Below are 22075 nucleotides of genomic sequence, written 5' to 3' on the forward strand. Positions count from 1 at the left end.
AAAATCTACAAAGACTCGCGTGTAAACTTAGGCGCATACTCGGCAGCTAGCTTGATGCATTCGTACATACTTACCTCAGATGCGATGTTATTCCAAGCTATATCAAAAGCTGTGCCATGATCTACGGAAGTACGTAAAAATGGAAGCCCATTCGTAATGGAAATAGTACGATGAAAATCAGTCATCTTAGCTGCAATATGACCTTGATCGTGGTACAAAGAAAGAACTGCATCATATTTACCATTAAGTGCTTGGAAGAATACGGAGTCAGCTGGCACTGGGCCATACGCATCGATTCCATCTGCTTTAGCAAGCTCAACACCTGGTTTAATCTCATTCACTTCCTCCATCCCGAACAAGCCTCCCTCGCCTGCATGAGGATTTAGCCCTGCAACAGCTAACTTACGACTCTCGACACCTAAACGCTTCAAAGCTTGGTCACATCTATTTAAATAATCTCGAACACGCTCTTTAGTCATCTGTTTAATAGCATCTGCAACAGACAAGTGACGAGTCAAGAAGAAAATACGCATCCCATTGACTTGGAACATAGTTAAAGGATCTGGAGCACCACCAAGATCTTCAAGCATTTCCGTGTGTCCAATGTAAGGAACATTTGCAGCTTTTAATGATTCCTTGTTAATTGGAGTGGTTGCCAGTGCCTTTACTTCTCCAGTCATTGCTAGCTCCACTGACTTTTTAATGAATTCAAATGCTGCTTGACCATTTTGAGCAGAAACTTCACCCGGTTTAAATTGCTCTATATTAATATTATTCAAATCTATGATATCTATTACTCCATACTCATAAGAACCGTCCGTTGGAGTAGTAACTATATTAATCTCTAAATCTACACCTGTTACTTCGATCGCTTTGCGAATAATTTTAGCGTCCCCTATCACAAGTGGTTTACACATAGAGTAAATTTCTTCTTTAGCTAGTGACTTAACTGTAATTTCTGGGCCGATTCCCGCTGCATCACCCATTGGTATCGCAATAATTTCTCTTGTTGTCATACTAGAACACTTCCTTCTTCTTTTTTATTCGTTAAAAATCTTACGCATTTATAAATTGAATATTTGTCTCCTACCATTCCACCTTTAGTAATGACAGGTATCCCATCAAAGGTTCCACCTATAAAATGACCATAAGCAGCTAAAGGAATAACTTCATCCTGTAAGCCTATTGCAGTTGCATTACTTACCGCACAAATGGCCGCAGTTACATCCCCTCCACTTGAAAAAGTACCGTCTATTTGGTGATTTGTCTGCTGAACCACATTGTTTGTCACTCTAGCCAGTCCCTCTGTTAAACGCTTTGCCAGTTTTTCTTCAGTAACCCCTTCTTTTAAAGCAATTTCTGAAAGGTTGAGCTTTTCGGTTCCAGGCGTGTAAGTAGTAATTATCAATACTTCTTGATCTTCTAATTTAGACAAAGCTTCTTCAGTAGCTCGAGCAATTTCTTCCTCCCAGGAATTCGTCATCGATGCTAAAGCACTCGCATGCACATATACAGGTTCCGCATTCTTTTTATCTATCAGATAATTTAGCTGTCTCCCAGTTAAGGGTGTAATACTGCCAACAGTCACGATAAATTTATTTGTTTGAACATGTTGATGGGCTTTCATTCTCCCGTAAGAGGCAGAAAGTGGACCTGGATCAACAGGGATAAAATGTATCCCATCTATGGAAGCCATCGCCTCTGCAATGTTATCTATTTCTTCATTTGTCACTGCATCCACCACTATAATCCGATTCATCGCTTCAATTTGTTTAACGATCTGTAATTGAATGGACTCTTTACCTTTTAAAACTGTACCGAGCCCTACATGTGAAACTTTTAACTTACTTTGATTTTCCATTATAGTTGGAACATGTGAGATACTAATTGGATTCATAGGGTCTTTAGCGACATCTGTTGCCTCCACTGGCACCCCATCCACTAAAAGATAACCACCAGACACTACCCTTCCGGAATCTGGATAAGAAGCTACTACAATGGCTATAGAGTTACCGCCAATGGCATTTAACAGTGCATCTGTCTCTACTCCCAAGTTACCCCTAACCGTACTATCAATTCGTTTGCCAATAACGCTTGCTCCCCAATTGGTCAGCTGTTCATATGCTTTCAGAACTCGCTCTTCCGCATTAGACGGAGAACAGTACCTGCTATCTGTATCTATACTTATAGAAGTAAAATCACTATTTTTAGGCACTTCTCCTCCGAAAACGACTGTAGCACTCATAAATCCGTTTTTAGCTAACCGGACTCCAGTGGCATTTGCTCCTGTTAAATCATCTGCAATGATACCTATTTTCACTTTGTCACTCCCTTTATAAAAGAAGATTTTTCCTTATAGATATCTTCTACTTCTTTGGAAATAGTGCTATCTGTTATGATGCCGGTAACCGAGTCCACATCCGCTATTTTAGCAAATGCTTTTTTCCCAAATTTCTGTGCATCTACAGTTAGATAGACAGCCTCACTGACGTTTATCATTTCTTTTTTAATAGATGCTTTCTCAAATGTCGCAGATGTAATACCGAGATTGGAATGCACAGCATGTGCACCTAGGAACAGTATGTCAACGTGAATGTTTTTAAGCATTTGTTCTGCAAATGACCCTAATATTGCCCCAACCCCATTCTGTACCTTACCACCCAGTAAAATTACTTCTAATTTCGAGTCGGTTAATTCTGCTGCAATTTTAATATCATTTGTTACTACTGTTATATTTGAACGGGATTTTAATAATCTGGCAATCTCTAATGTCGTAGTACCAGAATCCAATAGAATTCTCATACCATCCTTTACTAAGCCTACTGCTATTTGTGCGATTTCCTTCTTCTGTAGATGAGCTTCTGAGAGCTTTTGTTCATAGGATTGCTCTCCAATGATCGCTTGTGGTAGTGCCGCCCCTCCGTGAGTTCTAATTAATTTCTTTTGCTTTTCTAGTTCATCTAAATCTCTTCTAATAGTCATTGCAGAAACCTCTAAAAGGTCTACAAGCTCTAATATTTCAACCTTCCCCTTTATAGAAAGCTCATCAATTATTTTCTTTTTTCTGTTAATTGGAAGCATAATTCAATCTCCTCAACACAACTTTATGTTAACTATGAACATATTATGTTCTAAGTTAACAAAATTGTCAACAAAATGTGTTTATAATTAACAATAACCTACAAATGTTACATTGTTTTGAATTATCAAAAATATATTAGGGGTTTATTGCTGTAGTGTGTTAAAATATACGAATAATTAAAATTAGGAGGGTCATCTAATGCAACTTGCGGAGACAAAATTACTTCAAATTGAAGATGTGTTAAGAGCGCATCAATTTTTAAAAGAGGTTGTGTTACATACACCTTTACAAAAAAACGACTATCTGTCGGAGAAATACGAGGCTAATATCTATTTTAAACGTGAAGATCTTCAACATGTTCGCTCATTTAAACTGAGAGGAGCTTACTATAAAATTAAATCGGTTGAAGAAAAGGCTCGTGAAAATGGAGTTGTTTGTGCAAGTGCAGGAAATCATGCTCAGGGTGTTGCTTATGCTTGTGCCCATTTAGGAATATATGCAAAAATTTTTATGCCATTGACTACTCCGAGTCAAAAAATTGAACAGGTAAGAATGTTTGGACGTGAGTTTGTCGAAATTATTCTAGCTGGTGATACTTTTGATGATTCAGCTAGCAGTGCCGTTGCCTACGCAAATGAGAATGATCGACTGTTTATCCACCCTTTTGACGATTTAGATATCATTGCAGGTCAAGGTACAGTCGCAGTTGAGATTATGAATGATATTGATGAAAAGCTAGATTATGTTTTTAGTAGCATTGGTGGAGGAGGTTTAGTGTCTGGTGTTTCTTCCTATATAAAGAATCTATCTCCTAGCACACAAATTATTGGTGTAGAGCCTGCTGGAGCAGCAAGTATGAAGGCAGCAATAGCAAACAGCTGGCCAATCGTACTTGAAACGATAGATAAATTTGTAGATGGGGCAGCGGTTAAGTGCGTCGGAAAGCTAACGCATCAAGTGGTAGCCAAATACGTGGATGATATTACACTTGTTCCAGAAGGAAAGGTATGCACCACCATTTTAGACCTGTACAATAAACACGCTATTATCGCAGAGCCTGCTGGAGCATTATCAGTAGCAGCGCTTGACTCTTATAAGGAACAAATTAAAGGAAAATCTGTAGTTTGTATTATTAGTGGTGGTAACAATGATATTGGAAGAATGCAAGAGATTAAAGAAAAGTCATTGATTCATGAAGGTCTACTCTACTACTTTATCGTGAGCTTCCCACAAAGAGCTGGAGCTTTACGACAATTCCTAGATAAAGTACTCGGTCCGAATGATGACATTACAACCTTTGAATATACGAAAAAAAACAATAAAGAAAGCGGACCGGCATTAGTAGGTATTGAATTGAAAACTAGTAATGATTATTCAGGACTCTTAATGAGAATGAATGAAAATGGATTTTCTTTTAAGGAAGTGAATAAAGATAGCACGCTTTTTGAGTTATTAATATAGAAGAATAGCTTTATATCTACATTTATATTAGTTTAAAGGCGCCAAAAATTGTTCACAAACTATGTGCAGATAAAAATAATTATAATCTAATTCTAGCATTATCACTTTCCCTTTGATATAATAATTCTTGTATTATAAAGATTCTAATCTAGGGGGAAAAAGAATGTCTGAAAATCAAAATAACAAGATGACAACTGCAGCTGGCGCACCAGTAGTAGATAACCAAAACTCACAATCTGCTGGTAGAAGAGGTCCTCTTCTACTTCAAGACGTTTGGTTATTAGAGAAACTAGCACACTTTGATAGAGAAGTCATTCCAGAGCGTCGTATGCATGCGAAAGGCTCAGGTGCTTACGGTAAATTTACTGTAACTCATGACATTACTCAATATACATGCGCTAGTCTTTTCTCTGAAATCGGAAAAGAAACAGAAATGTTCGTACGTTTCTCAACTGTTGCTGGAGAACGCGGTGCAGCGGATGCTGAGCGTGATATTCGTGGATTTGCAATGCGTTTCTATACAGAACAAGGTAACTGGGATTTAGTTGGGAACAACACACCAGTATTCTTCTTCCGTGATCCATTAAAATTCCCAGATTTAAACCATGCCATTAAGCGTGACCCACGCACAAATATGCGTAGCGCTAATAGCAACTGGGATTTCTGGACTTCTCTTCCAGAAGCACTTCACCAAATTACTATCGTAATGAGTGAGCGTGGATTACCAAAATCCTACCGTACGATGGACGGGTTTGGAAGCCATACATTCTCAATGATCAATGCGGAAGGTCAACGTGTTTGGGTTAAATTCCACATGAAATCAGTACAAGGAATTGAAAACCTTACTGACCAAGAAGCAGTTGAAATCGTAGGAGTAGACCGTGAAAGTCACCAACGTGATCTAATGGAAGCAATTGACGCAGGTAACTTCCCTAAATGGAAAATGTATATCCAAGTGATGACGGAAGAACAAGCTAACAATATGCCTTATAATCCATTTGATTTAACAAAAGTTTGGTATAAAAAAGATTTCCCACTAATTCCAGTTGGAGAATTCGAATTAAACCGCAACCCAGATAACTATTTTGCAGAAGTAGAGCAAGCTGCATTTACACCAGCTAACGTAGTACCTGGTATCAGCTTCTCTCCAGATAGAATGCTACAAGGTCGCCTATTCTCTTATGGAGATGCAGCACGTTACCGTTTAGGTGTTAACCATCATCAAATTCCAGTTAACCAACCTAAATGCCCATTCCACTCTTACCACCGCGATGGTGCTATGCGTGTAGATGGCAATAAAGGAAGCACCATGACTTACGAGCCAAACAGCTATGGTCAATGGAAAGATCAACCTCAATATAAAGAACCTGCTTTATCTCTTGATGGGGCAGCAACTCAATGGGATTTCCGTGAAGATGACGACAACTACTTTGAGCAACCAGGTAAATTGTTCAATCTTATGAACCCTGAGCAACAACAAGTCCTATTTGAAAATACTGCTCGTAATATGAATGGCGTAGAAGATTTCATTAAAATCCGTCACATCATTCACTGCTACAAAGCAGACCCTGCTTATGGTCAAGGCGTTGCTGCGGCAATGGAACTTCCATGGGAAAGAATTGAAGAAGTTATGAACGTAACTGCAACTGTATAAATTTAGTAAGGCTATCCTCTTGAAGGGGATAGCCTTTTTATGAGCTTCCATATCTCGCTTTTCCTATATAAGTTGCCACTTTGTAGACTCAGATTGACTAAAGCCATTTGTGCTATGATGTAACTATAATGCGTGAATTAGGAGGATATCTTTTTATGGGTACTGTCATAATAATAAGTATTATTATATTCGTCATAGTTCTAGCTTTAACGATTTTCACTATTAACAAGGGCTATGCTTATAAGCATACGATTGATGAACATCCTGACAAAATGGATAAGAAACAAAAAACGCATCCGCCTGAATGAGGCAGATGCGTTTTTTAATAAATTATTTTGTTCCAGCTTTTTCTTTTTTAATTTGTTTACTACGTAATTGACCACAGGCTGCATCAATATCAGTACCCTGCTCCATACGTACTCCACAGTTTATTCCTTTATTCTTCAATGTTTGGAAGAAAGCACTAATGGATTTTTCAGTACTACGTTGGTACTGTCCATGCTCATCTACCGGATTATAAGGAATTAAGTTAACATATGAAAGATGTCGCTTATTTTCCAATAGCTTAGCCAACTGCTGCGCTTCTTCCACATGATCATTAACGTCTTTAAGTAGGATATACTCAAATGTAATACGACGGTTTGTTTTTTCTAAATAATAGTCAACAGCAGCCATTACTTTCTCAATTGGGAAGGCTTTATTGATAACCATGATTTGAGAACGAAGCTCGTCATTTGGAGCATGTAAAGAAACAGCAAGATTTACTTGAATATTTTCATTAGCAAAGTCAATAATTTTCTTAGCTAGCCCACTTGTAGAAACAGTGATATGACGTGCACCAATTGCAAGTCCTTTTTGATCATTAACTGTTCTTAAGAAGTTCATAAGGTTTTTGTAGTTGTCAAATGGCTCGCCAATACCCATTACTACGATATGACTTACACGCTCGTCTTTTTGAAGCTGATCTAAATGCTCTTGAACCTTCATAATTTGTCCAACTATCTCTCCAGCATCTAAGTCACGACTCTTCTTTAAAAGACCACTTGCACAAAAGCTACAGCCGATATTACAGCCAACTTGAGTTGTTACACATACGGACAGACCGTATTTAAAACGCATTAATACTGTTTCAATTAAATTCCCATCTTGCATTTCAAAAAGGAATTTAATCGTTCCATCTGCCGACTCCTGTTTTACACTTTCTTTTAGCGTTTGGATAACGAAATTTTCTTCTAAAAGATCCAAACAGTCTTTGTTTACATTTTTCATTTCCGCAAAGCTTTGTACTCGTTTAATATATAACCAATCCCATACTTGTTCCGCACGGAATTTTTTTTGACCATGTTCCATTAACCATTCTATTAATTGGTCTCTAGTTAGACCATAAATTGATTTTTTCATTATTTAGCCCCTCTTTTCTTACACATACAATTCGCCTATTATACACCAAATTCTCTTGCACGACAATTAATTATAAAGGAAAAATATTTAAAAAGATATCATTTAGTCTTTCCAATACTAACTTAAATACACTGGAAATTAAAGATATTAGTCCTATTTCCTTTTACTGACGAAAATAACATTCATTGAAAGGAATTATGATGAATAAGCTAATAGAACGTGTATAAAAGATTGGAGATATCGATTATGAAGTTCATGAAAAGAAAAAGAGCATTTTTTCATCCCGGCAAAGCATTTTTAAAAGTAATTGTATTCATTACTTTTTTTGCAGCATTTCTACCTACAGGGATTACCAATACGCAGATGAATGATACTTTTATAGGGACTACAATTAATACTTTTCAACACTCGATTGATAATCTCATGGTTGTCTCGTATGAGGTCAATGATACGATCATAGATGAAAATACGGGTCAAGCTGAATATTCCGTGCTTACTGCTTATACTCTATTTGGTATTCCATATGCTGAAGTAATTGCTACTGAAGAAAGCACCTATATTAATAAGAAGTATCTTTTTGTACGTTAAATATGAGTAGTTAAAGTTAAAAATGCAATAAAAAAACCGTGAAATCGGCAACTTGATTTCACGGTTTTTTAAGACATTTCTTCATTTTAGTTGTTTGCAGACCCCCCAGAAAGCGTCCGCTGTATCGGAAAACAACTCCAGGTGATTAGAATAGAATCCTCGAAACCTTACCAGGTAGTAAAATTTTTAAGGTTTATAATTGGCAGCCTAGCCTCATGTTTATTTTTATATTAGTTATGTAGATGTTTCTATTTCGTTCTCGCGAATCCAGTCACTATAGCTACCAACATATAATTTAACATCTTCATATCCAGCCTCTTTTAAGCTTGCATATAATGGAGCTGCAGTTACCCCACTTCCGCAGTACGCGATAACTGGCTTCTTTTTGTTCGTTAGATCACTTAACTTTGCAGTTAATGAGTCTTTGTCTAAAAAAGTACTACCCTGCTTTAATTGTTCCCAGTCATAATTAATTGCTGTGGGGATATGACCAGCTACCGGATCAATTGGCTCTATCTCGCCTCTGAATCGAGCAGCTGCACGTGCATCAATTAACTGACCTTCCTTGTTCCCTTTTACAACCTCACGGACATCGTCCATATTTAACAATATATTATCATTCCAACTAGGAACTACTTTCGTATTGTCGTAATAGGTTATTTTCTTAGTAATGGGAAGTGCTTGCTTTATTTCTTCAAAACCCTGACGTAAAACTTTAACATTCTTAAAGCCTGCCCACTCTAGTAAAAAATATGCTCTTAAAGAAAAAGGTACTGCTCCTTGATCGTATATAACTATTTGGTCATCCAATGATAGTCCTGCGCTCTGTATGAGTTCTGTCATTTTCTCTTTCGAAATCATTGGATGTCTACCATGAACATCCTCCATATTAGAAAGATCTTTTTCTAAGTCCCAGTAAACCGCACCTTCTACATGCCCATCTTGAAACAAATCAAATCCAGCCTTAGAATCAGCTAGGTTAAAGCGTGTATCGATAAACCTTGTAGTATTAGCATCAATATCAGTTAGATCGATAAAAACCTTAGTCACTAAGCATTACCTCCACCCTGAATTTTTTGATAAATATCTTTCCAGCGCTTCAACGTCTCTTCTTGCTCCAACAGTTTTCGCTCAGCAGCAAGCTGTTGTAATGATTCGTTCAGCCATTTTATACGAGCTCGCTCTATTTCTTGCTCAGCATAATGGATGAGCCATTCAACCAGTCTTTGTTTCTCTTGTTCGATATAGGCTGTTGCTTCTACTTTTGTTTCCTCAGATAGAGTATCCCTTAACTTTTCTTTTTCATTTTTCTCGAAGAAGGACTTAGCATTTTTAAAGTATGATTTTACGTGACTATATTTATCTTTGTCTTGGAAAGGACCTACAAACTCTAATAATTCATAGTCCTCACTTTCATGAGGGCTAAAAGTTAAGCTTCCATTCCAATCCTTTAAGATTCTCATTTCTTCCTTATCCAGCTGGGTTATTTGTCTCTGGATAAATTGAAGAACTCGGAAGTTGGTTACACGTAACTCCTGCTCCAAATCAAAACGAATCATTTGAAGAATATCTTTTAGAGCGATGTCTAAAGCAACGGAAGCGCTGTGATTAGAAAACAGGGAAGGATTATAAGCTTCCTTGAAAAATTCATTAAAGCGATAATACACACGTTGTAAAACATAAAAAAGTAGTGACTCTAATTCTTGCGTCGTATCCTTTGTTAAGGATATAGCGTTGTACTGTGTGTATCGTTCTCTTATTTTTTCTTCTTGATTAGTAAGCTCCGTCAGTCTTTCTTCTTTTCGAGCTAGATTAGCCTCGGTTTGTTGGATGAGAGATAACAATTTATTTTTCTGGCGATTCGATTCCTCTTCTAAAGCAATGACAGCAATTTGCTTAAGATCCTGCTCTAAGAATTGATGGAATGATTTTTCAAACTGCTCCATACCTTTATGCAGCTGCATCTTATTTTCTTTTTCTTGCAAAGCTTGAAGACTAGAGACACCAAACACTCGAGGGAAACGAATACCAAAACGCTGTAGCTCGTCCTTGACATATTGCTTTACTAAATCTGCCTCTTCCTCATTGCTTGCAAGGTCAATTGCATTCACTACAAAGAACATCTTGTCTAGCTCAAAAGAGTCCTTCACACGGCCAAGCTGGATTAAGAATTCTCTATCTGCTTTAGCAAAAGCATGGTTAAAGTACGTCACAAATAATACTGCATCTGCATTTCTGATATAGTCGAAAGCGACACCTGTGTGTCTAGCATTTATGGAGTCTGCTCCCGGAGTATCAACTAAAGTTACTCCTAATCTTGTTAACTCACAATCAAAATAGAAATCAATAAAATCTACGAAGCAGCTTTTAGATTCCTGCGCGACAAAAAGAGAAAATTCCTTTTCATCTACATTTAAAACTTCTCCCAGCTTGTCCTTTACAGCCGGGTATCCGATATAAAATGCGTTAATAAAGGATTTATGAACTTCCTCAGTAGAGGTCTCTTTTACTGCAGCTGGAGCTTTTTCGAAGGCTTCTTCTAAAGAAATAATAGTTATACCTAATTGTTCAAAGGCAAACTTAACATCCTCCAAAAGCTGCTCTTTCGTTTTCAAGCTAACATCAGCCGTATTATGCAAATGATTTTCAGTTACGGGATGTATTTTATTTATGGTTGCCGTAGTAGGGTTTGGTGATACAGGCAACACATTAGCTCCCATCAGCGCATTGGAAAAACTTGATTTTCCGGCACTAAAAGCTCCAAAAAGCGCAATGGTGAATTGCTGGTTTTCTACCCGCATTGCTTTCTTCTTAATAACGGAAGCAGCTTCCTGAAAGTCAGGTAGCTCTTTTAAGATCTCTCCAATTTTATTAGCACGGTGAATCATTTCATCAAATGCTAATATAGGAGCTTCCTCAGATTTCTCCTCTTCAGCAGCGACAGCATTAACTGCCTCTACTTCCTCTTCAGTTGTCTCTACATATTCCACAATAGATCGTTCGAACAATTGACGTTCCTCGTTCCACTCACTTAAAAGATTGATACTATCTTTTCGAATTTGAAGAGTAGGAGCTATTAATAACTTGTTAAGATCCTCTACCCTTTTCTCTATTTCCGACACTTTTAAAATAGCTTCTTGTTTTTCTCTTAAAGTATCAGTTTTCTTATTAAACTGCTCGTCTTCAGTAGAAGAATGCTCTTCAATGTATTGAATATTCTCTTCTTTCCAAGCTTCCGTTTCTTTTACAAAGTATCGGCTAACTGCATCGTTTACACGATTTGCGTAATTTAATATCGCATCACCTGTTGTACTAGCCCCATTATGCATCGTATCTACGATGATTTCGGCTGGCAAAGAAAATGACATATTATTTATTTCACTTGTCTTACTGTCATTTAATAAACCAACATCTTTTAGCATCCGCTTCATTAAGTTTTTAATATGTGCCGTAATATGAGTGGAAACAATTGTCTCTAGTAGCTCAATTGTCTCTTTTAACCTATTATTTCTTTCTTGTTCCGTCTTTTTCTTACTCGAGAAGAAGCCAACTTTGAAGTTATCCTGCCTGCTTTCCTCATAACTCTTTAGCTTCTCCCGAATTTCATACGTCATTATCGAGGCATTGCTTAAGATTTCTTTTCTATTAGATTCAAATACCTTTTTCCAAGCGTCGCTTTCTTGAAGCTTTTTTTGTTTTTCTGAGACTTCAAACTGATCTAAGATTTCTTCGACATTAATCCAATCTTCCTCAGTTAATAAATAACTTAGCTCATGCTGTAGACCTTTTTTTTCCTCTTCTAAAAATGCCAGATGCTCATCTTTTAGTTTATCTAATGTAGCTGTAGCTGATAGCAAAAAAAGTTCTTCTTTATGAAGGATGGAATCATTTACAATTTGTTTTACTTGCTCAAAGTCATTATGTAGCATCTCTTTGTTTTTTAAAGAGGTATAGTAAATATCTTTTGGTACAACATTCCAAGCGGTAAAAGCTGATGACACAGAATCTTTATAAGCAGTAAAAGACAACTCTTCTTCTCGGTGCTTATCAATCTGGTTAACGATTAAGTATATGTTTTCGTTGTAATGCAGCAATTGTTTCGTAAATTGAAAGTTCAATTCAGATTGTACATGGTTATAGTCCATCACATAAAAAACGATGTCTGCAAGATGGAGAGCCGACTCCGTAGACACTCGGTGAGCGTCATCTGTAGAATCAACACCGGGCGTATCCATAACGGTAATACCTTTCGGAAGCCCAGATGTTTTATGACCAATTTCTATTTGAGAAACCTTACTACCATCCTTTGAATATTTTTTTACATGCTGTATATCATATTCTCCTGAGAATTTAACAGGAGACTGATCAACAAAGTGGACAATCGCATAATTTTCATCTGCTTTATTTACAGTTACAATATTAGCCGACGTAGGAATGGGACTAGTCGGTAGCAGTTGTTCATTTACGAGCGCATTAATCATACTAGATTTACCTGCTGAGAAGTGACCAGCAAAAGCAATGGTAAATGTTTGTTTTTCTAATTTATCTGCAAATAGCTTTGACTTGGCATATCTTTCATTATCCTTGTTTTGCTTAAAGATAGCTGCAAGTAAAGCATTTTTTTGTTTAATATTCTGTAGTTCCTCTAATTGATCCATTTGAAATTTTTCCCCTTTTTATCTAATAAACAATATGTATATCATATCAGAAAATATAAAAAAAGATGACTTTATTGTCATAAAGTCATCACAGAAATTATTATTATTTTGATTGAGGTGTTATTGAACTTAATATATGTTTTGTGACTACGCTATAAATAACAACTGTTGAGCCAATTAAAATATATAACATGACTATCTCCCTCTCAACTGAACTTGATATTCATTCTCATTTAAATAATAACATAACAATTCACAAATGACTATAAAATATATTCTTTTTGACTAGATATTATGCTAAAATTGATTCAACTTTACTACTTGGAGGAAAAAGATGACTCTTTCTAGAAACATACAAACTATATTGAATGGGACGATTCAATCTATAAAAGCAGTCATCCCTTTAAACCTTAGTTACAAACCACCTACTCTCTTGTCTCAACCATATGAGGTAGTGGAAATGGCTGTACTGATCGGTATTGTAGGCGATATGAAAGCAAGAATTATAATAGATGCATCTTCTCATTATTTTTCATCTGTTGGTGCCTCTATGTTTGGTATGCCTTTAGAGGGAGAAATGCTTGAATCTTTTACAGGCGAACTAGGAAACATGATTGCAGGTAATTTATGTACGGTTGTTGCACAACAAGGATTAGAAATAGATATAACCCCTCCTACTGTAATTGTAGGACAAAGTAAGTTATATGGTTTCCAACAGGCTTTCTTTCTACCCGTAGAAGTGACTGACATAGGTCCCATGGCTATTATTCTGACTGTTGATGAAGATTAGATAGTTATACATAATTCTTAATACTTTGTACGCATCGAAGAGAATGGAAAAAAATCCTCCTTTAAGTTAAAAGTCCTGAAATTTTACAAATCGTAAAATTTTTAGGGCTTTTTTTGTTACATCATAGCAGTTGTTCAAGCGGATAGAGACAATAGTCTTTCCAATAATTATCCCTTAAAAATCGCTGTCATGCCCCATGATATAAGTGTTGCCCTCATTATCAAATTTTCTAAAACATAAAAGCTATATTTATGCGAATAAATTTATTAGCGCTTTATCGATGCTAAAGCTGTTCCCATTTATTGATTGGAGCGCCAGACGGCGACTCCTACGGGATGAGTGAGACAGATAAGACATCACAACCACGCGCGTAAGCGATGGGTGGTGGCTTATCGCTCACCCCGAGGAAAGCGTCCGGCTGGGGCGGAAATCAATTCTACTCTCTGATTTAAAGTTTGCTTTGCTTCATAAAATTAACCTTACTCTTTAACAAAGCCAACATAAAAATGCGTTAATCCTTCCATACACTTATATTTCCCCACTAAAAATTAATATATAACTTTTATCACAATTCCTATTTACTTTTTTGTTACTTTCAAATTATTTCACAGTATCTTCACATATAACCTTTGTATGTGTGATAAATATCACATCAACTTTGTTTTTTTAAATTTATGATGTACCTATAGAAAAAGAAGGAAAGTTTTGGAGGTGTAAGACAAATGTCCAAAAAACAAAATAAAGAACCAGAACTAAAAGGGACGCTCATTTCAGTTAGCGTTGTCGGTTTATTTATATTAGTCACTTGGTTTTTTGCATTCTATTTATTTATTGACAGATTTTAAACTAATGGAGGTTAAAGGTTATGCATATTCACAAGTATGAAAAATGGTGGATAACATTTGGAGTTAGTTCACTAGTTTTATTTTTAATAATAGTTGGTTTTAGCGCCTTCCACTATGGTTCACATCCACCAAGTGCAAAAGTATATATTGATCCTGAGCGAGTAGACGAGATTGCTCCATTCAATAACCCAGGAGTTCACAAAGTAGAAGGTAAAGAATGGGATTATGAGATAGTAGTAGTTGCATCCGCATTCTTTTATAACCCACAAGAATTTGAAGTTCCACTAGGTTCTACGGTTAAATTTATAGCAACAACGAAAGACGTTATACATGGCTTTCAGATAGTAGATACAAATATTAATATGATGCTTGAACCAGGTTACGTTTCAGAATATGTAACAACTGTAGATAAAGCTGGAGAGTATTTAGTTTTATGTAACGAATATTGCGGTGTAGGACACACGTCTATGACATCGAAGTTAAAGGTGGTTGAGTAACATGGCAACAATAACAGAAAAAGCCCAAAGCTTTGTGAAAGTTGACCGTCGTGATGGCAAGCTTGCAATGGCTCATATTCATGTAGCTTTTATTGCACTATTAATAGGAGGACTTTGCGGACTCTTACAAACCCTTGTACGTTCTGGGCAATTCACCCTTCCTTGGGGTATAGGTTACTATCAATTATTAACTGTTCATGGTGTTTTATTAGGACTTATTTTAACTACTTACTTTATATTTGGTTTTCAAATTGCTGCTGTTAGCCGTACTTCCGGCACATTAACAGATAAACAGAGAACACTAGGTTGGATTGGTTTTTGGACAATGACAACCGGCACTACTGCTGCTGCAGTAATGGTTTTATTAAACGAAGCATCTGTGTTGTATACTTTTTATGCACCACTTCAAGCGCATTGGATTTTCTATGTTGGGATGGCATTAGTTGTAGTAGGCTCATGGATTGGCGGAGCTGGCTTGATCATGAAATATATGGAATGGCGTAAAGCAAATCCAAAGCAACCTAGCCCATTATTAACTTTTATGGTTATTGTAAATTTAACTATGTGGATTATTTGTTCACTTGGTGTAGCAGTTGAGGTAGTATTCCAATTAATCCCCTGGTCTTTAGGCTGGGTAGATAAAATCGATGTTTTACTCTCTCGTACACTTTTCTGGTATTTCGGTCACCCATTAGTATACTTCTGGTTATTACCAGCGTATATGGTTTGGTATGTGATCATCCCGAAAATTATTGGAGGTAAAATTTATTCGGACGCACTAGCAAGATTATCCTTTATGCTTTTCTTAATCTTCTCTATCCCAGTTGGATTCCATCATCAATTGACAGAGCCAGGTATTGATTCATTTTGGAAGTACTTGCAAGTTGTTTTAACAATGATGGTAGTTATACCTTCCCTTCTGACTGCTTTCTCTATGTTTGCTTCATTTGAGATTCGTGGAAGACAGCTTGGAGGAAAAGGCGTATTTGGCTGGTTTAAAAAGCTACCTTGGAAGGATGCGCGATTCCTAGTACCATTTATCGGAATGGCTGCCTTCATCCCTGCTGGGGCTGGTGGTATTATCAATGCATCTAACCAAATGAACCAAGTAGTACATAATACTATCTGGGTTACAGGTCATTTCCATCTTACTTTAGCAACAACTGTCGTTTTAACATTCTTTGGAGCAGCCTATTGGTTAATCCCCCACCTTACTGGTAGAGTGTTGACTAAACAAATGAATAAGCTAGCTATTATACAAGGTATTGTTTGGGCAGTAGGTATGTCCATTATGTCTGGAGCAATGCATATTGCTGGATTATTGGGAGCCCCCCGCCGATCAGATTTCTCAACCTATGGTGAATCTGCCCAGGCAGCCGAGTGGGTTCCCTACCAAATCGCACAAGCAGTTGGCGGTACAATTTTATTCATCGGTATCATCTTAGTCTTATATATAGTAGCTCAATTAGTATGGTTTGCTCCTAAAGGTGATACAGAATTTCCAATTGGAGAAGTATCCGAAAATGCAGAAAAAACACCGATGGCACTCGAAAACTGGAAAATATGGTTAACGATTTGTATTTTCTTAATTTTATTTGCTTATACGGTTCCGGTGTTTGATATGATTCAAAATGCTCCTCCAGGTTCAAAAGGTTATAAATTCTGGTAACTATAATTCTTTTAAGTATATACGAAGGAAGAGAGACTGTTCATATAAACAGTCTCTCTTTTTGTTTTTATAATCTTGCACTTGTTGATCGTCTCGTCGTTTACAAACTTTAGCAGTTTCTATGTATGGACAAGGCGTTAGAGGGACTACCCGTAAAAGCCAAATTTCTGACTTTTAGAGCACTCCCTTTTAAAAATGTATATATCATTATACATATTTAAGCACACGCCCACCCAAATAGGGCTTTGTCTATTATTTAAATTTTTACCCCTCTGACCGTACTCTTACTTGTCTAATTTGTAGTACTTTTAAAGTTAGGTCTACTACCATTTTCTCTGTAAGCGTATCAAAAGTATCGCGCATATCCACTAAACACGGAGAGTAGTCAAGCTCGAAAAACTCAGCTCTCACCAATTCACAATAAGGCTGCTCATTATAGAAAGTACTGTTTTCAAAGAAATACTTATCTAAACGAGGCATTTCACTGTTTTTCGGATTAATGAAACGGGATTGACTTTCAGAAGATTTAGTAATGATAGGGTATAGAATAAAATCAGACCCATTTAGGTCAGCAAAGCCTGTGAAAGGTACGGAAGCAATACGATCGTAAATTACACCGTTACAATCATCAGTTGCGTATTCGATGTCCTTTCTAATAAATCCTTCAACAAATAATTTAGCTCTAGTAACTCTGCGAGAGCCATCGCAAGAATCCATCGGATCAAACCTTACCGGTACAAGCTTACATTGTGTCAAGAATACATCCTTGTGTACTCTTTTGATTTCGCTTGCAGGTGGATCTAATAATATATCTGCTTCTACTACTATTTGAATTGTAGTTTCCGCCAATACAGCTGGCACCTTAATAATCGGGTAAAAATTATCGGGTACTACGCAAGGATCAACAGGTTCATCCTGTAATTGTGGTAGAGACCTTGCATTATCTACCGGACATGGGTAAACATTGGACAAATCGCCATTGTTTAAACCGTTCTCTTCATTCATTTAAAATTTCCTCCATTCATTTTTTGCGAAATTAATTCATTTCTGTTTTAAGTTATGTAAAATCACCGATGGATGTATAAGCAATAGACACAGAAACGTAAATTATGTCGATATTATTTATCTATTTAACTGTTTAAATAACTCTTCTGTGTAATATAGCTTAGAGATTTCCTCATACTATTCACAACCAATAATTTAAATTTTACTAGCTCTATCAAATTCATAATCGCCATTCTCTTGATGGGGCTAGGAACCGTATATAGCAGTAATCCCACTGGACTCGTCGCCTACAGCTTAAAGGAATTAATAATCAGCAATTAAATAAGCCATCACCAACGAACTCATTCGTTAGAGATGGCTACATTAAAAAAGGTACTTGCACTAACAAAATTACAGTACAAGTGGAGTTTATTTTTTTGTGAATGGATAATACACTTTCTGAACTTGTAAAAGCTGCAAAACTAATTCAATTACAGCATTTTGTTGCACTTTAGGCGATTCAGACGGTAAATCTTTTTTCCTTAGCTTTTCCTCGCTTTCCGACAACACCGTATATTCAATTCTTTGTATAATAGTCCCTTCTATTAACAGCTTTCCTCTCGTTGCCTGTTGAACACCTTCTTCGTTGGATTGCTCGAAAGAGGAAGGTATGAATTTACAAGAAGCCAATTGAATATCCTTTGATAATTCTTTAATATTAACTACTCTTTCTTCCAAATCCAAGGCTCTTTTTAAGCTTATTTCAACATCATACTCCCCTATAATTACAGGTACTTTAATATGCACCGCTAACGGGAGCTTATTTTCCTTTTGTCCTGAATTATGTCTAACTTTAACTTGGGACTTATATAGGTTATTTTCTGCTACAGATAGTTTTTGTGAGTCATTGTTATGAGCAGAAAAGAGAATTTCATGCACTTTATAACCTAACAGATGGCAATAGAGATCTTCTTGAAAAAAGTACATACTATCAAAAAATACTGTATCTAAAAGAGGGAAATGATCGTTGTTTGTAGGTAAAAAATTATACCCTTCTTGCTTTGCACTACCATAAAGTGCAGGGTTCATAAAATCTTCAATATCTACGTAGGTAGAAAACGGAATATATATCGTTTTTGTTTTTATATTAGAGGTGGGTCCCTTTACCTTATAAATTACTTCCTCTGATTCTTGAGAATCTTCTTCTGCAACTAAGTTAGTGAGTAATATCTCCTCTTCCTCTAAAAGAGATTCTTTTTCTATAGTAGATATGTCTTCCTCTTGATAATCTTGGAGAGTGTTATCTGGTAACGTGTTGAGGTCTTCACTTTCAACCGCTTCTTTACTAGCAAGAATTTTTTTCAGACTACTAATCATTACAGACAAATACGTGTCTCGAAGACTTTCATCCATAAATCTTATACTATCTTCATTAGTAAATTCTAATTCTTTAGTTATGGAATCTAATGGATCTATTTCATGAGCAATTTCTATGGAAGAATAATCTACATCATTTCCTAAAACTAATATTTCCTCTTTACTGTCGTAGGAAGGTATTGTAGGAATGTTTGTTTCTTCTATAGATTCCTCTTCTTTTGAATCTTCTTGTAGGGAAGGGATCTCAATTGCTTGCGGCTCAATAAAGAAGGAAGAATCCTGGAGCGGTGTTTGTTCTGTGGTATTCCATTCTGTTGGTTCTTCTTCTGACTCAATGTAAGCCATCACTTCTAATTCATGATTATAATCTGCATTTTCATACTCTAATACATGATTTATTTTACGGCTCGGTGTTGGCAAATAAGCCCTAATATATTTTAGTTGATTTGGCTGTTTACTTTTATTTTTATGATTTGATAGCAGATAGTATGGCTTAAGTGAATTTTTTTCTTCCCTTAAAAAATTGAATAAACTATTTTCCTTTGTATTTTCTTGAGGGCCATTTATCATAATATTATCTTCAGATGGTACTGTGTCTATAAATCGTCTGCGCCGTTTTCTTTTAAAAGTACGTCGTTTTACTTTTTTAATATCAGACGCATATATTTCTTCTATGTCAGTTATGCTATCATCTGCTGATACTTGGTCATCACTTTCCACTTCAGCCGATTCTACTGGTTGTAAAACTGAAAAGCATATACATTTCTTCTGATTGTTATTTATTTCAACGAACGCACCATAATCAAACCATGGAACAGTCAATTTTCCCGCTGAATTATTGTAGTGAAAGTCACTAGCAATATTAAATGTAACAGCCTCTTCTTTCGTAAAGACAACTTCATCCTCTATATTTGGTATGATTAACCCCACCTTTCTCTTATTACTTGAGACGTTTGCCCTGTATTATTTATATTATTCAGTTAGAAGGAATTCGTTCAAAAAAAAACCTTTTACTTCAAAGATCGTCATATGATTTCACAAATTCCTTATAATAAGAAGGAATTCGAGTAATTTCATGGCGATACTCTAAAGTAAAAGGTTAAAATTTAGTACTATTCATTTGAAATGGTTGTAGGTAAGATACGTGCAAAGCGATCTTCTATTAACGCTTCAGACTCATTTAGAAGAAGGTGTATTTCACCGTGATCATCAGACGTACGGATAAGACGTCCTATTCCCTGTTGAAGTCGAAGCAGCATAAACGGTAATTCTACTTCTTCAAAGGGATCGTTAGAAAACGAACGTTTTGCATCGAATAAAGGATCTACAGGTGGGAATGGCAGATCATAGATAATTACTCGAGTTAAAGCTTCTTTAGGTAAGTCTAAGCCTTCCCATAAATGATAAGAACAAAGCGTAGAGAATTCTCCATTTTGAAATTCCTTTACAATAGTCGAAAGCTCACGGTCCCCTTCAAAAGCAATGTCCTTGGCTTGAGTCGATGCTCTAAAATGATCCATCGCAGCTTTAGACTTAAACAAAATGAGGGTTTGACTAGTAGAATCCAATATCTTATCTGTTTCTTGAACTTTTTCTACTTGACTAACATGATGAGCTGTAACTTTCATAACCTCATCATAGTCGAATGGTGATGGTACAGAAAATGATTGATACTTCTCAATTCCTAAAGAATCTGCCAAATAAGTAAAATCTTTTTCTATGGATAAAGTTGCAGAAGAAAAAATGACAGGCAGTTTAGTACTAAATAGCTTTTCATTTAAAATATCCGTTACTAGCCTTGGCATAATAATAAGTGTTTCATAGCCATCGATTATTTCTAGCCATTCAACGCCATCACCTTTTTCTGTAAACAGCCTTAGCGAGAATGAATACTGCTCTAAAAATTCTTCTACCATTCTTAGCTCATATTCTGGAATCGTAAACAGTTCCGATTCAAATACAAATTCCTCAAGCAAGTCGTCTGTAATTTTAATCGCCTGCTTACATAGCTGCATTAGTTGAGGTGACTTATCAATTTTCATACGTTCGGTTTCCTCAGTAACACTTCCCACTCTTAATACACTAAAAATTTTCTCATGTGTATTTTGAAGTATTTCCATAAGATTTAACGTTTTTTCTCGGACCCCGTCAACCATCACCCGTTCTAGTAAACGGATCAGTGTTTCACTCTGCACTTCATATGTAAGTGCTTTTTGAGCTGCAAATTCTAACAGATGTCCTTCATCCAGTACAATCATAGAGACTTCAGGTAAAAAAGGTAGCTGCCCTTCACGAATGCGAGAGTCTTTTGTCCAAAGATGCTCCATTAAAAAGTCATGCGAGCAGATGATTAAATCAGATGATTCCCGGTAATGTTGACGGTGAATAGTTTGCCCACATCGATTGCGTAAATCACAAACTGTACATTGTTGAGTAGGATGGAAGTTAACTTTTTGCCAATCTACATCCGAAACTCCAGGAAACTGGCTTCTTTCACCAAAAGGAAATATGCTTTGTAGAGAAGCAGAACCATAAACAAAATCAGGAACACCATCTTCAATTTCTTCTATGAAGAAGTCATTCTCTCCATTTTTTTGAGCCTCTTCTAGTCTTTTAAGACACAAATACTGATTGCGTGATTTAGCTAATCTCACATCTATTTTTATATCTAAATAATTTTGTAACTTAAAAATATCGCCAGCCTCTTTTACTAGCTGCTCTATTAGTGTTTCATCAGCGCAGGCGATAAGTGCTGGTTTTCCAGTATATCTCGCATAAGAAATAGCAGGTAGTAGATAAGCTATCGTCTTTCCTGTACCTACTCCAGCCTCTGCAAACAAGACATTTTTCTCTTTTAAAGCTTTTTCAATTTGATAAGCCATGAAAATTTGCTCATCACGACATTCAAATCCTTTTTCGGGTAATTCATCGTATAAAACGTCTCCCATCCAGTCTCCTAATGATTCAAAGAAAGAACGGTCCTTAGATAATTTAAATGGTAAAGCTTGCTTCATTTTCTAACTCCCTTAAATATAATATAACAGCAAGGGAGAGCTTAGTCTCCCCTAC

General features: G+C 36.3%; 17 protein-coding genes. 8 read left to right on the forward strand and 9 right to left on the reverse strand.

The annotated features are described in order from the left end of the window. Positions 1 to 5: 5 nt before the first annotated feature. Genes pdxA through MKY09_RS10505 form a run of 3 tightly spaced genes read right to left on the reverse strand, consistent with a single transcriptional unit; the run spans position 6 to position 3081 of the window. A complete protein-coding gene (gene pdxA, locus MKY09_RS10495) occupies positions 6 to 1016 on the reverse strand; it encodes a 4-hydroxythreonine-4-phosphate dehydrogenase PdxA (RefSeq protein ID WP_340883679.1) in 1011 nt (336 codons plus the stop codon). Next, positions 1013 to 2320 carry a four-carbon acid sugar kinase family protein gene (locus tag MKY09_RS10500; protein WP_340883680.1) on the reverse strand — a complete coding sequence of 436 codons (1308 nt, stop codon included), beginning with the start codon at positions 2318 to 2320 and terminating at the stop codon, positions 1013 to 1015. Before MKY09_RS10500 ends, pdxA begins: the two co-directional genes overlap by 4 nt. Then, positions 2317 to 3081: a DeoR/GlpR family DNA-binding transcription regulator gene (locus tag MKY09_RS10505; protein WP_340883681.1), complete on the reverse strand. Its 765-nt coding sequence runs from the start codon at positions 3079 to 3081 to the stop codon at positions 2317 to 2319. Before MKY09_RS10505 ends, MKY09_RS10500 begins: the two co-directional genes overlap by 4 nt. A gap of 199 nt (positions 3082 to 3280) precedes the next feature. Between MKY09_RS10505 and ilvA the strand changes: the two genes are divergently transcribed. The 3 genes from ilvA to ytzI all read left to right on the forward strand — a co-directional run bounded on the left by ilvA (position 3281) and on the right by ytzI (position 6505). Next, positions 3281 to 4543 (forward strand): threonine ammonia-lyase IlvA, encoded by a 1263-nt coding sequence (ilvA, locus tag MKY09_RS10510; protein WP_342566622.1) that lies wholly within the window; start codon positions 3281 to 3283, stop codon positions 4541 to 4543. A 163-nt stretch (positions 4544 to 4706) separates the two neighbouring features. Next, positions 4707 to 6197 carry a catalase gene (locus MKY09_RS10515; RefSeq protein WP_298471794.1) on the forward strand — a complete coding sequence of 497 codons (1491 nt, stop codon included), beginning with the start codon at positions 4707 to 4709 and terminating at the stop codon, positions 6195 to 6197. Between the two features lie 155 nt (positions 6198 to 6352). Beyond that, positions 6353 to 6505 (forward strand): YtzI protein, encoded by a 153-nt coding sequence (gene ytzI / locus MKY09_RS10520; protein ID WP_169359528.1) that lies wholly within the window; start codon positions 6353 to 6355, stop codon positions 6503 to 6505. 22 nt (positions 6506 to 6527) lie between these two features. On the opposite strand, the gene rlmN is transcribed toward ytzI, so the two are convergent. After that, positions 6528 to 7598: a 23S rRNA (adenine(2503)-C(2))-methyltransferase RlmN gene (rlmN, locus tag MKY09_RS10525; RefSeq protein ID WP_169359529.1), complete on the reverse strand. Its 1071-nt coding sequence runs from the start codon at positions 7596 to 7598 to the stop codon at positions 6528 to 6530. 246 nt (positions 7599 to 7844) lie between these two features. On the opposite strand from rlmN, the gene MKY09_RS10530 reads away from it, so the two are divergent. Then, complete coding sequence (locus tag MKY09_RS10530; protein ID WP_298471798.1) at positions 7845 to 8186, forward strand: hypothetical protein; 342 nt, start codon at positions 7845 to 7847, stop codon at positions 8184 to 8186. 234 nt (positions 8187 to 8420) lie between these two features. On the opposite strand, the gene MKY09_RS10535 is transcribed toward MKY09_RS10530, so the two are convergent. Then, entirely contained in the window at positions 8421 to 9236 is an 816-nt protein-coding gene (locus MKY09_RS10535) for a sulfurtransferase (protein WP_340883684.1), read from the reverse strand. After that, positions 9236 to 12844: a dynamin family protein gene (locus MKY09_RS10540; RefSeq protein ID WP_342566623.1), complete on the reverse strand. Its 3609-nt coding sequence runs from the start codon at positions 12842 to 12844 to the stop codon at positions 9236 to 9238. The genes MKY09_RS10535 and MKY09_RS10540 overlap by 1 nt, the downstream gene beginning before the upstream one ends. A 334-nt stretch (positions 12845 to 13178) precedes the next feature. Between MKY09_RS10540 and MKY09_RS10545 the strand changes: the two genes are divergently transcribed. From MKY09_RS10545 to MKY09_RS10560, 4 genes are all read left to right on the forward strand, one after another. Then, positions 13179 to 13634, forward strand: coding sequence for a chemotaxis protein CheX (locus tag MKY09_RS10545; protein WP_342566624.1), 456 nt, complete (start codon positions 13179 to 13181; stop codon positions 13632 to 13634). A 722-nt stretch (positions 13635 to 14356) separates the two neighbouring features. Continuing rightward, a complete protein-coding gene (locus MKY09_RS10550; protein ID WP_298469414.1) occupies positions 14357 to 14479 on the forward strand; it encodes a cytochrome c oxidase subunit 2A in 123 nt (40 codons plus the stop codon). Positions 14480 to 14499: 20 nt separating this feature from the next. After that, on the forward strand, positions 14500 to 14976 hold the full coding sequence (locus MKY09_RS10555; RefSeq protein ID WP_298469411.1) for a cytochrome B5: 477 nt from the start codon (positions 14500 to 14502) through the stop codon (positions 14974 to 14976). Between the two features lies 1 nt (position 14977). Beyond that, positions 14978 to 16645 (forward strand): b(o/a)3-type cytochrome-c oxidase subunit 1, encoded by a 1668-nt coding sequence (locus MKY09_RS10560; RefSeq protein WP_169359536.1) that lies wholly within the window; start codon positions 14978 to 14980, stop codon positions 16643 to 16645. Positions 16646 to 16909: 264 nt separating this feature from the next. Here the strand turns inward: MKY09_RS10560 and MKY09_RS10565 are convergent, their stop codons facing one another. The 3 genes from MKY09_RS10565 to MKY09_RS10575 all read right to left on the reverse strand — a co-directional run bounded on the left by MKY09_RS10565 (position 16910) and on the right by MKY09_RS10575 (position 22020). Beyond that, positions 16910 to 17650: a CsxC family protein gene (locus MKY09_RS10565; protein ID WP_340883687.1), complete on the reverse strand. Its 741-nt coding sequence runs from the start codon at positions 17648 to 17650 to the stop codon at positions 16910 to 16912. 408 nt (positions 17651 to 18058) lie between these two features. After that, entirely contained in the window at positions 18059 to 19936 is a 1878-nt protein-coding gene (locus tag MKY09_RS10570; RefSeq protein ID WP_340883688.1) for a hypothetical protein, read from the reverse strand. A gap of 182 nt (positions 19937 to 20118) precedes the next feature. Next, the gene (locus MKY09_RS10575; RefSeq protein WP_298469402.1) at positions 20119 to 22020 is read right to left on the reverse strand and encodes an ATP-dependent DNA helicase; all 1902 of its coding nucleotides are present in this window, start codon (positions 22018 to 22020) and stop codon (positions 20119 to 20121) included. Positions 22021 to 22075 lie beyond the last annotated feature (55 nt).

This window comes from Psychrobacillus sp. FSL K6-4046, from assembly GCF_038624605.1.
Classification (GTDB): domain Bacteria; phylum Bacillota; class Bacilli; order Bacillales_A; family Planococcaceae; genus Psychrobacillus.

What these genes read in the sequence shown, in the direction of transcription:
- MKY09_RS10565 (WP_340883687.1), bottom strand. Translation starts at nt 17,650, where the DNA reads ATGAATGAAGAGAACGGTTTAAACAATGGCGATTTGTCCAATGTTTAC.
- MKY09_RS10515 (WP_298471794.1), top strand. Translation starts at nt 4,707, where the DNA reads ATGTCTGAAAATCAAAATAACAAGATGACAACTGCAGCTGGCGCACCA.
- MKY09_RS10560 (WP_169359536.1), top strand. Translation starts at nt 14,978, where the DNA reads ATGGCAACAATAACAGAAAAAGCCCAAAGCTTTGTGAAAGTTGACCGT.
- MKY09_RS10550 (WP_298469414.1), top strand. Translation starts at nt 14,357, where the DNA reads ATGTCCAAAAAACAAAATAAAGAACCAGAACTAAAAGGGACGCTCATT.
- MKY09_RS10545 (WP_342566624.1), top strand. Translation starts at nt 13,179, where the DNA reads ATGACTCTTTCTAGAAACATACAAACTATATTGAATGGGACGATTCAA.
- MKY09_RS10555 (WP_298469411.1), top strand. Translation starts at nt 14,500, where the DNA reads ATGCATATTCACAAGTATGAAAAATGGTGGATAACATTTGGAGTTAGT.
- MKY09_RS10505 (WP_340883681.1), bottom strand. Translation starts at nt 3,081, where the DNA reads ATGCTTCCAATTAACAGAAAAAAGAAAATAATTGATGAGCTTTCTATA.
- pdxA (WP_340883679.1), bottom strand. Translation starts at nt 1,016, where the DNA reads ATGACAACAAGAGAAATTATTGCGATACCAATGGGTGATGCAGCGGGA.
- MKY09_RS10530 (WP_298471798.1), top strand. Translation starts at nt 7,845, where the DNA reads ATGAAGTTCATGAAAAGAAAAAGAGCATTTTTTCATCCCGGCAAAGCA.
- MKY09_RS10575 (WP_298469402.1), bottom strand. Translation starts at nt 22,020, where the DNA reads ATGAAGCAAGCTTTACCATTTAAATTATCTAAGGACCGTTCTTTCTTT.
- MKY09_RS10540 (WP_342566623.1), bottom strand. Translation starts at nt 12,844, where the DNA reads ATGGATCAATTAGAGGAACTACAGAATATTAAACAAAAAAATGCTTTA.
- ilvA (WP_342566622.1), top strand. Translation starts at nt 3,281, where the DNA reads ATGCAACTTGCGGAGACAAAATTACTTCAAATTGAAGATGTGTTAAGA.
- rlmN (WP_169359529.1), bottom strand. Translation starts at nt 7,598, where the DNA reads ATGAAAAAATCAATTTATGGTCTAACTAGAGACCAATTAATAGAATGG.
- ytzI (WP_169359528.1), top strand. Translation starts at nt 6,353, where the DNA reads ATGGGTACTGTCATAATAATAAGTATTATTATATTCGTCATAGTTCTA.